At 67.6% G+C, this 13261-nt stretch carries 8 protein-coding genes; 5 read left to right on the top strand and 3 right to left on the bottom strand.

The genetic code is table 11. From position 1 onward, the window contains the following. Positions 1-97 precede the first annotated feature (97 nt). The gene (locus AC1DHY_RS02120) at positions 98-2161 is read left to right on the top strand and encodes an acyltransferase family protein (protein WP_476903094.1); all 2064 of its coding nucleotides are present in this window, start codon (positions 98-100) and stop codon (positions 2159-2161) included. 47 nt (positions 2162-2208) lie between these two features. Here AC1DHY_RS02120 and AC1DHY_RS02115 read toward each other — a convergent pair whose 3' ends face one another. Continuing rightward, the gene (locus AC1DHY_RS02115; protein WP_476903093.1) at positions 2209-3177 is read right to left on the bottom strand and encodes a DUF389 domain-containing protein; all 969 of its coding nucleotides are present in this window, start codon (positions 3175-3177) and stop codon (positions 2209-2211) included. A gap of 148 nt (positions 3178-3325) precedes the next feature. Here AC1DHY_RS02115 and AC1DHY_RS02110 point away from each other — a divergent pair, with 148 nt between their 5' ends. From AC1DHY_RS02110 to AC1DHY_RS02100, 3 genes are all read left to right on the top strand, one after another. Then, on the top strand, positions 3326-5410 hold the full coding sequence (locus AC1DHY_RS02110; protein WP_476903092.1) for an acyltransferase family protein: 2085 nt from the start codon (positions 3326-3328) through the stop codon (positions 5408-5410). Between the two features lie 181 nt (positions 5411-5591). Beyond that, entirely contained in the window at positions 5592-7103 is a 1512-nt protein-coding gene (gene guaB, locus AC1DHY_RS02105) for an IMP dehydrogenase (RefSeq protein WP_476879795.1), read from the top strand. A gap of 134 nt (positions 7104-7237) precedes the next feature. After that, positions 7238-9079: an ABC transporter ATP-binding protein gene (locus AC1DHY_RS02100; RefSeq protein ID WP_476879796.1), complete on the top strand. Its 1842-nt coding sequence runs from the start codon at positions 7238-7240 to the stop codon at positions 9077-9079. Positions 9080-9098: 19 nt separating this feature from the next. On the opposite strand, the gene AC1DHY_RS02095 is transcribed toward AC1DHY_RS02100, so the two are convergent. Then, positions 9099-9722 (bottom strand): hypothetical protein, encoded by a 624-nt coding sequence (locus tag AC1DHY_RS02095; RefSeq protein WP_476879797.1) that lies wholly within the window; start codon positions 9720-9722, stop codon positions 9099-9101. Positions 9723-9899: 177 nt separating this feature from the next. Continuing rightward, entirely contained in the window at positions 9900-11795 is a 1896-nt protein-coding gene (locus AC1DHY_RS02090; protein ID WP_476879798.1) for a S8 family peptidase, read from the bottom strand. Positions 11796-12077: 282 nt separating this feature from the next. On the opposite strand from AC1DHY_RS02090, the gene AC1DHY_RS02085 reads away from it, so the two are divergent. Continuing rightward, a complete protein-coding gene (locus AC1DHY_RS02085) occupies positions 12078-13214 on the top strand; it encodes a GuaB3 family IMP dehydrogenase-related protein (protein ID WP_476879121.1) in 1137 nt (378 codons plus the stop codon). Positions 13215-13261 lie beyond the last annotated feature (47 nt).

Genomic DNA, 13261 nt, shown 5'->3' with positions numbered 1-13261 from the left:
AGTCCTGCCCTGGGCGGACCACCGTCATCCGGGCTCCGCGTCTACCCCGGACGGTATAGTTGCGGTTGCTATCTTGAGTATTTTTTGGGGGTTTTTCATGTCCGGAGCGGTAAGTGTTGTGTCCCCGCGCGAACCCAGGGCCGGTAGGCGTCGTGCCCCGGGACGCAAATACAGGCCGGAGATCCAGGGGCTGCGTTCGCTGGCCGTCCTGATGGTTGCCACCTATCACGTCTGGTTCGGGCGTGTGTCCGGCGGCGTCGATGTCTTTCTCCTAATCTCCGCGTTCCTGATGACGCTGCAGTTCGTGGGCCGCTACGAAAGCGGCTCGCCTATGGCCCTGCTGAAGCACTGGCTGCACCTCTTCCGGCGGCTGCTGCCCGCCGCGGCCGTGGTCATCCTGACGACTCTGCTGGCCAGTTACGTGCTGCTGCCCCGAACTCGCTTCCCGGACGTCGTCGCTCAGAGCTGGGCGTCGTTGTTCTACGCCGAAAACCGCGTACTGCAGGCGGAAGCCGTCAACTATTACGCGGCGGACCATGCCCTGGCCAGCCCACTCCAGCACTTCTGGTCGCTGTCGATCCAGGGCCAGATTTTCATCCTCTGGCCCCTCATCTTCGCCGGCACTGCCGTGGTCGCGCGCAAATACGACCTCCGGTACCGCGCGCTGCTCGCTTACATCTTCGCGGCCATCTTCCTGGTCTCGCTGACCTACTCGATCGTTTACACGGCCACCAACCAGTCGCAGGCATATTTCGACACCGGAGCGCGTCTCTGGGAATTTGCGCTCGGCACGCTGCTGGCACTGTTCCTGCCGGGACTGTCGTTCTTTTCCCGCAGGCTCCGCGTGGTCCTCGGCTGGGTGGGCGTCCTTGCGATGGTCAGCTGCGGCTTTATCCTCGACGTGGAAGGGGCGTTCCCGGGCTTCGTGGCACTGTGGCCCACACTGGCTGCCAGCTGCGTCGTCCTGGCAGGACAAACGAACAGCCGCTGGGGTATCGACCGCTTCCTCAGTTCCAAGCCCCTCGTCAAACTGGGTGACAACTCGTACGCCCTGTACTTGTGGCACTGGCCGGTTCTCGTGTTGGCCCTGACCTGGAGCGGCAAGGAACAGGCGGGCTGGCTCTCCGGCACCCTGATCATCGCCACATCCCTCGGACTCGCCTTCCTGACCACGCGCTTCATCGAGCGCCCGTGGCGGTCATGGGCATGGCCGGAAGTCCGACGACGGCGGGCCGCCCTCGCGGTCGTGCTGTGTCTCGCCGTGGTCGCCGTTCCCCTGTCCGGCGTGCAGCTCCGGCAGCACCTCCAGGCGCAGGCAGTTATGTCCGAATCGGCACGGAACAACCCCGGCGCCATCGCGCTGCTGCCGGGTTTTGTCAGTGCAGCCGACAGCGACGCCCCTGCATTGCCCCTGCCCGAACAGCTCAAGAACGATTGGGCCGGCCTCGGCAACCGCTGTACAGGTGACCTCGAGCCGGAAGACCATTCACTCAAGGGCAACTGCTCGCAAAACTCACTGTCCGGCAAACCCACCAAGACCATCCTCGTGCTCGGGGATTCCCATGCCCAGCAATGGCAGGCAGCCATCGATGCGGCCGGCAAGCAGAACGGCTGGCGTGTGTACTCGATACTCCGGGCAGGCTGCCGCTACTCGATCTCCGCCCAGGGGCGTTCGATTCCGTGCGACACGTTCAACGCGGCTGTGACGGAGGAGGTCACCGACAATCCGCCGGACGCCATCATCACCGTGGGAACGGCGGCGGCGGTTTCCTCCCCGGCGGAAAAACTGTCCCCGTCCTTCGAAGCAACCGCAAGGTTCTGGACGGAACGGCACGTGGACGTCGTGGCCATACGTGACAACCCGCGTTTCAATTTCAACATTGCCGAGTGTGCGGCCGAGAAGGGGAGTGCCAGCCCGGACTGCGTGCGCGCCCAACGCGACGTGCTCGCGGCGAAGAGTCCCCTCTCGGCGCTGCGGGGCAAAATACCTGGGCTGTCGATCGTGGACATGACGGATCTGATCTGCGACGGAAAGTCATGCCCGGGCATCGTCGGGAACACCTTCGTCTACAAGGACAACAACCACCTGACCAGAACCTACGTGGCCTCCATGGCCACTGTCTTCGGCCAGCGTCTGTCCGAGGCGACCGGCTGGAAGTAACGTCCCTTCAGGGCTTCAGGGCTTCAGGGCTTCGGGGACTCAGGGCCTCAGGGCCTCAGGTGGTGTGCGTTGGGCTGCAGGGCGCCTGCGGCAGCCGGCGGCCGGCGTTTGGCGATGAGCCGGTAGAAGACCAGAACCGCCACTGCGGAGACCACAATCCCGGCAAGGTTCACGAACAGCTGCAGGGCCGAACCAGCCGCCTTCTGGTACTCGCCCAGGACCAGGGCCACCGCCACAAAACCGGCCGCCGGGACGGTGGTGACCGAGATGAACACGCCGATCAGGGCTGCGGAGCGCCGGCCGATTACCGACAGCATCCCCGCGGTGCCCGCCAGCAGGGCGACGATCAGCGAGTAAGGTCCCGGGTGGTAGATGAACTCGACGGCGGAGCCGCGGTCCAGGGCATCGGCAGGGAAAAGCCCCAGCGGAACGGAAAGCCACGCGGTGAAGGCCGCGGCCAGCATGGCCACGGGAAAACCCACACCCAGAGCGAGCGAGGCGCTGCGTCCCAGCCGCCACTGCCGCCGGACGAGGGCCACTGCCAGCGCGGCGAGCGGGCCGAATTCGGGGCCGACGGCCATGGCACCGACGATTGCGATGGTCGAATCGGTGACGATTCCGATCGCGGCCAGCTGCGTCGCCAGCGCCAGGAACGCCAGGAAGCTCCACGTCAGCCGGGATTCCTCCCCGGTCTGCCGCGAGACCTCGTCCCAGATCACCGCATCGGCGCCTTCCCCGGGCGCCGCCTCCACGGCCTTGTCCGCCCGATCGGACAGCACCAGGTCAGGGGTGGTGACCGAGATGGACCCGACGTCCTGGACGTTGAGGCCATGAAGCTGCTCGATCAACGCCTCGACTGATTCCCGGGCCGCCAGGACCAGGACGACGTCGCCGGCCGGCACCACCGAGGCGCCCGGGTGCAGGGCAACCTCCGCGACGCCCACCCCGGCGGAGCAGCAGTCCACCACCGCGGCGGAAAGCTTTTCCGGCACGCAAATCCGCAACTGGACGATCACTGGGCGGCCTCCTTCGACTCGTAACAGACTAGCCCCGCGGCGGCCGCCGGGACGCGTCGCCGGACCGTCCCGGGCGCCGCGGCGATTGGCGAAGAAAATTACGTTTCGGTAACATTGATGCTTTGGACGCCGGCCCGAGGAAACCCCAATGTCGAACGAGCGAATCACAGCCCGCCCGCAACATGCGGCGGCCGGTTCCCCCGCGAGCCGGAAATCGGACTACCGCCCCGAAGTGCAGGGCCTGCGCGCCCTGGCAGTGCTGATGGTGGTGACGTACCACGTGTGGCTGGGCCGGGTCTCCGGCGGCGTGGACATCTTCCTGCTGATCTCCGCCTTCCTGATGACCCTAAGCTTCGCGCGCAAGGTCGAAAGCGGGAAGCCGCTGCGTCTCCTGAACCACTGGCTGCACCTGCTCAAACGGCTGCTGCCCGCCGTCGTCGTGGTGGTCCTCGGCGTCCTGATCGGCACCTGGGCGATCCTGCCCGCCAGCCGCTGGTCCGACATCCTCGACCAGGCCTGGGCTTCGCTGCTCTACCGGCAGAACTGGCTGCTCGCGGACACCGCCGTCGACTACTACGCCCAGGACCACTCCGGCGCCAGCCCGCTGCAGCACTTCTGGTCACTGTCCATCCAGGGCCAGGTGTTTGTGCTCTGGCCCCTGGTCTTCGCCGGGGCGGCCCTCCTGCGCCGCGCGCTGCTCCGTTGGACCCGCCTGGACGAACGGCAACTGAACTACCGCGTGTTCCTGGCGGTCGCATTCGGTGCCATCTTCGCCGTTTCCCTGGCCTACTCGGTCCAACAGACAGCCAGCAACCAGGCCTACGCCTACTTCGACACCCGCGCCCGGCTCTGGGAATTCGCGCTGGGGTCACTGCTGGCCCTGGCCCTGCCCTATCTGAAACCGGGCAAAATCGTGCGGCTGGTCCTGGGCTGGGCCGGCCTGGCCGCGATGCTCTCCTGCGGACTCCTGCTGACCGTGGACCGGTCGTTCCCGGGCTTCATCGCCCTGTGGCCCACCCTCGCCGCCGCCGCCATCATCGTGGCCGGCCGGAGCAGCAGCCGTTTCGGCGTCGACCGGCTCCTGACCTTGCGGCCGCTGGTGGCCCTCGGGGACAACTCCTACGCCCTGTACCTCTGGCACTGGCCGCTGCTGGTTCTGGCCCTGGCGGGCATGGGCATCACCGCGCCCGACCTGTGGCAGGGGCTGGCCATCGTCGCCGCCTCGCTGGTGCTGGCCGTGCTCACCACCCGGTTCGTCGAGAAACCACTGCGCGAGTGGCACTGGCCGCAGCGCCGTGCCTGGCGCACCGCCGTCGTGATCGCCGCCTGCGGTGCGCTGCTGGCGGGCCCGGTCACCCTCTGGCAGAGCCACATCGTGGCCGACGAGGCAGCGGCAGCAGCCCAGCCGAAGGAACTGACACCGGGCGCTGCCGTGCTGGCCCCGGAGAACGCCGGGAAGCCGACCCCGGAGGCGAAGATCATTCCCGCGCCGGCAGCCATGAAGAACGAATGGGCTGACATCGACGGCCTGTGCACCGGCGGCAACGTGCCCACCGATCCGCTGCTGCAGGGCTGCCTGCAGAACAGCCGGCCGGACAAAGTCACCAAGAGGATCGTGGTGCTCGGCGACTCGCACGCCCAGCAGTACATGGCCGCGCTGGGGCCCATCGCCAAGAACCACGGCTGGGAAGTGGTGACCCTGCTGAAGGGCAACTGCCGCTTCGGCGGCGACTCGCCCGAACGGGACGCGGACTGCAACGCCTTCAACAAGGCCAGCTCCAACTACGTCCTCGAACACAAGCCGGACGCCGTGTTCACCGTGGCCTCGCTGACCCACAAGGACGCGCCGTTCGAGACCGAGGTGCCGCAGTACCTCGAGGGCATCAAGCCGCTCACCGACGCCGGCATCGACGTGATCGGCATCCGCGACAACCCCCGGTTCACCGTGAACATGCCCGAATGCGTCCAGAAAAAGGGCGCCGACGCCGCCGACTGCAACGTCCCGCTGGAGGAGTCGCTGGCCGCGTCCTCGCCGCTGGACGACTACCGCGGCAAGGTCGCCCGGCTGCACCTGATGGACATGAGCGACTTCATCTGCGCCAACGGGACCTGCCCCGCCGTCGTCGGAAACGTCTACGTCTACAAGGACGACAACCACCTGACCAAGACCTACGTCCAGAGCATGATCCCGATGTTCGAAAAGCGCCTGCTGGCCGCCACCGGCTGGAAGTGACGCGGGCGGTGCCCCCGGCCGCATGCTGTTACTCACATTCGCGGCGCGGAATAGGGGGATCGCCGGCTAGGTTCTACTATTTATTCAACACTTCTGCACAGGCCACGCCCGTAATGACGGGCTGGTCATCTGCTGCAACCCCTACCCGTGAACCCAGAAACCCAAGGTAAGAGGCGCACTCATGACCCAGCCCGAACACGACCCCTTTGGCTTCGTCGGCCTGACCTACGACGACGTCCTGCTCCTGCCGGGGCACACCGACGTCATTCCGTCCGAGGCTGACACCTCCTCCCGGATCTCCAAGCGCATCACGGTGAACACGCCCCTGCTGTCCGCCGCCATGGACACCGTCACCGAGTCGCGGATGGCCATCGCCATGGCCCGCCAGGGTGGCCTCGGCGTGGTGCACCGGAACCTCTCGATCGCCGACCAGGCGGACCAGGTGGACCGGGTCAAGCGCAGCGAGTCCGGCATGATCACGAACCCGCTCACCATCGGCCCCGAAGCCACCCTCGCCGAACTCGACGAGATCTGCTCGCACTACCGCGTCTCCGGCCTTCCCGTGGTGGACGAGGGCATGAAGCTGCTGGGCATCGTCACCAACCGCGACACCCGCTTTGTCCCGGAGACGGACTTCCCGATCCGGTTGGTCAGCGACGTGATGACCAAGATGCCCCTGGTCACCGGGCACGTCGGCATCAGCCGCGAGGAGGCCTCGCACAAGCTGGCCACCAACAAGATCGAGAAACTTCCGCTCGTTGACGAGCAGGGCCGGCTCAAGGGCCTCATCACCACCAAGGACTTCACCAAGGCCGAGCAGTACCCCCTGGCCACCAAGGACGAGGAAGGCCGGCTGCGCGTCGGTGCCGCCATCGGTTTCTTCGGTGACGGCTGGGAGCGCGCCATGGCCCTGATCGACGCCGGTGTGGACGCATTGTTCGTCGACACCGCCAACGGCCACTCGCAGGGCGTCCTGGACATGATCCGCCGGCTCAAGTCAGACCCCGTGGCGGCGCACGTGGACATCATCGGCGGCCAGGCTGCCACCCGTGAAGGCGCCCAGGCGCTGATCGACGCCGGTGCCGACGGCATCAAGGTGGGCGTGGGACCGGGCTCCATCTGCACCACGCGTGTGGTGGCCGGCGTCGGCGTCCCGCAGATCACCGCCATCTACGAGTCCGCCAAGGCCGCCATCCCGGCCGGCGTTCCGCTGATCGCCGACGGCGGACTCCAGTACTCCGGCGACATCGGCAAGGCCCTCGTAGCCGGCGCGGACACCGTGATGCTCGGCTCCCTGCTGGCAGGCTGCGACGAGTCCCCGGGCGACCTGATCTTCGTCAACGGCAAGCAGTTCAAGCTCTACCGCGGCATGGGTTCGCTCGGGGCGATGCAGACCCGCGGCAAGAACACGTCCTACTCGAAGGACCGTTACTTCCAGGCCGACGTCTCGGGCGACGACAAGCTGATCCCCGAAGGCATCGAAGGCCGGGTGGCCTACCGTGGACCGCTCGCCTCGGTGGCGTACCAGCTGGTGGGCGGCCTCCGCCAGACCATGTTCTACACCGGCGCCCCGACCGTCCCGGAGCTCAAGGCTCGCGGAAAGTTCGTCCGGATCACACCGGCCGGCCTGAAGGAATCCCACCCGCATGACATCCAGATGACGGTGGAAGCGCCGAACTACGGCTCGCGCTGATCCCCACCCGCCCCTAGCCTCGCAAGCTCGGCCAGGGAACCCGGCGGGCGTGGGCCCAACGCAGGCAGGTCACGGGATTCTTCCCGTGGCCTGCCTGCGTTAACAGCGCCGCGACCCGCAACTAGGCTGGGAACATGTCCGAACTCCTGCCCGCGCGTGAGCCCCGGCGCAAACTGGCGCTCAGGCCCTACGCCCGGGCGGTCGCGCAGGTGCTGCGGGTCAGCTTCCGGGCCTCCCCGGCCGCCGTCGTCATGAAGGTTCTGGGCTCGCTGATCTCGGCACTGCTGCCGCTCGTCACCACCTACTTCGCCGCCCTGACGACGACGGCGCTGGCGGCCGCATACGCGGGCAATGCCGCCGCGGGGCAACAGGCCATTGTCTACGTCATCATCACCGCTGCCCTCGGCCTGTTCTGGGGAGCGTTCAGCAGCGTGGACCGCTACATCCAGCAGCTGATGAGTTTCAGGGTGGGCGCGATCGTCGGGGACCTGATGTACGAGCGCTTCCTGGCCCTGGACTTCTGGCGCTATGACGACAAGGAGACGGTGGACCTCTACGACCGCGCCAAGCGCTTCTCCGACTCCTATGCCCGCGTCCTGGACCGGATCGCCGCGATCTTCACCCAGCTGGTCTCGGTGCTCCTCGCCATCGGCGCGCTGCTGCTGGTCAGCTGGTGGATCGCCGTGATTGTCCTGGTGGCGATCGTGCCCAGCGTCTACCTGCAGTTCAAACTTTCCCGCGAGCAGATCGCGCACTGGAACACCCAGGTGGACTCCCGCCGGCAGCGGCGGATGATCGAAACGAACCTCCTGCGCCCGCAGCACATCGCCGAGATGCGGCTGTACGGGATTGTCGGCTACCTCATGGGGCTGCGCTCCCGGCTCCGGGACGCGGATGAAAAGCGCCGGCTCGACTTCCAGAAGCGCTACATCCCCAAACAGCTCGCCGCCGACGCCCTGCAGTACGGCGCCGAGGTGGTCTCGCTGATCTGGGTGGTCGGCCAGATCATCGCGCGTGCCCAACCCGTGGGCCAGTTCCTCTACGTCCAGCAGATCGTCAGCCGTGCCCTGTCCACCGCGAACAGCCTGGTCTCCTCGCTCAGTTCCATCGATGAGGACCTCGCCAACCTCAAGGACTACGAGCTGTTCATGGCGCTGCCCGTGCACTCCGGCCACGCCCCGCCCCTGCTGGCCCCGCCCGAAACGGTGGAGCTGCGTGACATCCGTTTCACCTACACCGGCAGCGACCTCGAAGTCATCAAAGGCATCTCCCTGACCATCCGGGAGGGCCAGCACATCGCCATCGTCGGGGAAAACGGTGCAGGCAAATCCACGCTGATCCGGATCCTGGCCGGGCTCTACCGGCCGGACTCCGGCCAGGTGATGCTCGACGGCGTGGACCTCGCCGCCGTCGACGTGAAGTCCTGGCACCGCCACCTGGCAGTGCTCAGCCAGGAGTTCCTCAAATACGAGTTCGCTACGGCTGCGGAGAACATCTTCTTCGGCGACGTCGATGCGGCACGGGATGACGGGCGGGTCCGCCGGGCCGCGGCTGACGCCGAGGCGCTCGAGTTCATCTCCAAGCTGCCCAACGGGCTGGACAACCACGTCAGCAACTGGATGGAGGATCCCCGGGGCCGGAAGGGCAGCGGGCTCTCCGGCGGCCAGTGGCAGCGCCTGGCGATGGCCCGGAACTTCTACCGCGACGCGGCGTTTATGGTGATGGATGAGCCGACCTCGGCGATCGACGCGCTGGCCGAACACCGGATCTTCACCCGCCTCTTCGCCGACCGCACCAGCACCATCATTGCGATCAGCCACCGGCTGGCCACGATCGAAAAAGCGGACGTGGTCTACATGCTCGAGGACGGCAGGATCGTGGAGCAAGGCACGCACCGGGAACTGGTGGCGCTGCGCGGCCGGTACTTCCGGATGTTCGAATCCCAGCTCAGTGTGGATGAGGCCGAAGGGGCCTGAGCGGCCCCGTGGCCGAGTGTCAGGGCGTGTCCGCGCGCGCGGTCGGCGTCACCGTGGTCCGCACGCGGGCCAGGCTGGGCGCAGCGGGCACGCTGCTGAAACCGAAGGTGACCGGGGGCCGGACGGCGGCCAGCGACCCGGCGTCGGCGCCTTCCCAGCTCATGCGTGCTGCCCCGATGTGGTGCAGGTCCGTCACGCCGTAGTACTCGGTCCGTCCGTCTTTGGCGGCGCCTGCGGTGCGGGCTCCGGGGCTGACCTTGGCAGCGACCGGGTTGACGGCCCGCAACCACAGCGGGTGCACCGCCACCGGTCGCGGGACCAGGCGGACGAAGCCGCCCAGCAGGGTGCGGTCGCCGATGGTGGCCCGCACGCTGAGGGGACCGGCGTCGACGGTGAGCTGCCCTCCCTCATGGGCGGCCGCCACCTCCACCACGCGGCTCTCGTCAAAGTGATAGACCGAGGCGATGAAGTCACAGGTTTCGGCGGTCGGGGCCAGGAGAATCCGGTGGCCCGAGGGCAGCTCCACCATGGCATCAGTGAAGGGTCCGAAGGGGGACCGCTGCCAGAGGCCGAGCACCGCGCGCAGCCCGGATTCCGTTCCCAGCCCGGCGATGTGGCCGTCGAAGATCCACCCTTTACGCATGCCGCCAGCGTACCTGCCGCGCTGACACTGCCCTGCGCGGGGCCGGCTCCGCCGCGGGACATGCCCTCCCGTCACAGCGGCCAGTGGACATAACGCCACTATGTCCGTTCCCTGGCACAAAGAATGGGCATGCCCATCCGGGAGGGGAGGGCATGCCCATTCGTTGCGCGGCCCGTGCTACGAGGTGGTCACCGAGGTGTCGTCCACGAAGAAGTAGGTTTTGAGCGAGGAATCTTCCACGCCCAGGAAGCGCACGGTCACGCTCTTGCCCTTGAACGAGGACAGGTCCAGGGTCTTGAGCACGTAGCCGGCGGACTTGTTCAGGTTGGAGTAGGTGGCCAGCGTCGTGGTGACGCCGCCGCTGATGGCCTGCACCTTCAGCGTGTCGTAGGCCGAGGACGCGGTGGTCTCGTCCGTCAGCGTCTTGAGGTAGAAGGAGAGGGAGGAACCGGTCACGGAGGACGGGATGGTGATGGTCTGATCGAGCGTGTACGACGTCGACTGGCCCCAGCCGTTCAGCCCGGCGAAGCCGCTGCCGGTGCGGGCGTCGGTCCCGGTTTCGAAGGTGTCGGTGTGGTCGGAGGTCCACGACGCCGCACCGCTTTCAAAGCCGGGGTTGAGCAGCAGGTTGCCCGACGGCGGCGGTGTGGTTCCGCCCAGCAGCCCCATGGTGGCCGTGGCATCCGAAAGGCCCGCGCCGCAACCCTTGGTGCAGCCGCCCGGCATGGCGCGCGTGCCCTGCCGGAGGGTGGACTCGACCTGGGCCGGAGTTAGGGACGGCGATTTGGCCTTCATCAGCGCCACCAGCCCCGCGACGTGCGGGGTGGCCATTGAAGTGCCCTGGTAGAAGGCATACCCCGCCGCGCCGGGGGTTGTGGTCCCGGTGTTCAGGGTGGAGAGGATGCCGCCGCCGCTGACGCTGGTGTCGCCGCCGGGCGCGGTGAGGTCAACGGTCGCGCCGTAGTTCGAGTAGTAGGACAGGGAGCCGCTGGGGTTGCTGGCGGCCACGGTCACCACCGAGTTGCAGTTGGCCGGCCGGAAGCCGGAAGCGTCCTGGTTGCTGTTGCCGGCAGCTACCACCACGGTGGTGCCGCGCGAGACGGCCGAGTCGATGGCCGCCTGGTAGGTGGTGCCGCAGGCGCCGGAACCGCCCAGGCTCATGTTGATGACCTTTGCCGGGTTGGCGTTGACCGGGATTCCGGCCACCGTCCCGCCGGAGGCCCAAATGATGGCGTCGGCGATGTCGGACAGCGACCCGCCGCACTTGGCCAGGACCCGGACGGGGAGGACCTTGGCGTTTGGTGCCACGCCGGCCACCCCGGTGGCGTTGCCGGTGACGGCGGCGATGGTCCCGGACACGTGGGTGCCGTGCCAGGACGAGTTGGCGGCCGCGGTTTGTCCGCATTCGCCGGCCGCGTACCAGTCGCCCTGGTCCTGGGGGTTGGCGTCCCGGCCGTTGCCGTCCCGTGCCGCGGTGGCGTCCGTGACGAAGTCATAACCCGGCAGCACGTTGGCGTCCAGGTCCGGGTGCGCGGTGATCCCGGTATCGATCACCGCCACCGTGGAGCCCGCACCGGTGGAGACGTCCCAGGCTCCCGGGATGCGCATTCCGTTGGCGCCGGTGAAGTCCCACTGCTCGCCGTAGCGGGTGTCGTTGGGCGCCAGCACGGCAGTCATGCGGGCATCGGGCTCGACGGCGTCGACGGCGCCCGAGGCTGCGATGTTGTCCATGAAGTCCTGGGCGGACTGGCCGGACAGCGCTTTGTCCGAAGCGATCAGCGTGCCGCCCGTGGCCATGGTGCGGAGTTCCCGCACACTGACCCCCTGCTGCTTCGCGGCCTTGCCCCAGGCGTTGGCGCGGCCGTTGGGCGTGGCGTTGCCGGGGGTCTTCTTGAAGCTGACGATGAACTGCGTGTACGCCTCGCCGGCGTTGACCTCCGGTGCGGGCGTGGTCTGCGAGGTGACCGGCCCGGGGGCCGCGGAGACGGGGGAGACGGCCAGAGTCAGCGTGCCGACGACGGCGGCCAGCGACAGGGCCAGGACACGTGAGGTCCTGAGTGATGCACTTCCCATGGGTTCTGCTTTCTTCGACCGGGCATTGCGGAAGGCCCGGAGCTGGGGGTGGAGGCCCGCCGGTCGATCCCGGCGGGCCGAAGCAAACGTAAGGGCATTTTCACGTTTTGTAAACTATTGACTAATCGTGTCAAGTCAGTGTTGACTATCGATTAATTTCGAGCCCCGGGATGCCCCTTGATCGGCCTGGCGGATCCGGCGGCCGGGCGGCCCGGAGCCCCGCGAGCCGCAACGGCCGGCGTGAAATGACGGCCCGCGGGCAGGGTCAAGTAAAGTGGGCACGTGACTTACGAGATTGAGATTGGCCGTGGCAAGCGTGGGCGTCGTGCCTACTCCCTGGACGACATTGCGATCGTCCCCAACCGACGTACGCGTGATCCCAAGGACGTCTCCGTCTCCTGGCAGATCGACGCCTACAAGTTCGATATGCCCGTCATCGCCGCCCCGATGGATTCCGCGATGTCGCCGGAAACCGCCATCGCCCTCGGCAGGCTCGGCGGTCTCGGCGTCCTCGACCTCGAAGGGCTCTGGACCCGGTATGAAGACCCGCAGCCTGTCCTGGAGCAGATCGCTGCCCTCGAGGACGAGACCAACAGCCCGGCCGTCACCCGCCGGATGCAGGAGCTCTACCAGGCCCCCATCCAGCCCGAACTGATCACCTCGCGGCTCGCCGAAATCCGCGCCGCCGGGGTGACCGTGGCCGGCTCGCTGACACCGCAGCGCACCCAGGAGCACTACAAGACCGTGCTGGCCGCCGGCGTCGACATTTTCGTCATCCGTGGCACCACCGTCTCCGCAGAGCACGTCTCCAAGGATCACGAGCCGCTGAACCTCAAGCAGTTCATCTATGAACTCGACGTCCCGGTGATCGTGGGCGGGGCCGCCGGCTACACCCCGGCCCTGCACCTCATGCGCACCGGCGCCGCCGGCGTCCTGGTCGGCTTCGGCGGGGGAGCGACCACCACCACCCGCCGCGCCCTGGGCATCCACTCGCCGATGGCCTCGGCCATCTCCGATGTTGCCGCCGCCCGCCGCGACTACATGGACGAATCCGGCGGACGCTACGTGCACGTGATCGCCGACGGCGGCATGGGCACCTCGGGTGACATCGTCAAGGCCATCGCCATGGGCGCCGACGCCGTGATGCTCGGCAGTGCCCTGGCACGTGCCGAGGAAGCCCCCGGCAAGGGCTGGCACTGGGGCCAGGAGGCCCACCACCTCGAACTGCCCCGCGGCGACCGGGCCAATGTCGGCACCGTCGGACCGCTCGAAGAGGTCCTGTTCGGTCCGGGCCACCACACCAACGGCACCTCGAACCTCATCGGGGCGCTCCGCCGCTCCATGGCGACCACCGGCTATTCGGACCTGAAGGAATTCCAGCGCGTCGACGTCGTCGTCTCGCCCTACGCCGGAAACTAAGCCCTCCTCCGGGCTGCCCGGAGCCCTGCCCAACGGCTGAACTTGGA

The organism is Arthrobacter sp. 05L44 (genome assembly GCF_056397605.1).
Note: the sequence above shows the minus strand (reverse complement) of the source record. Positions and strands in the feature narration are given on the sequence as shown.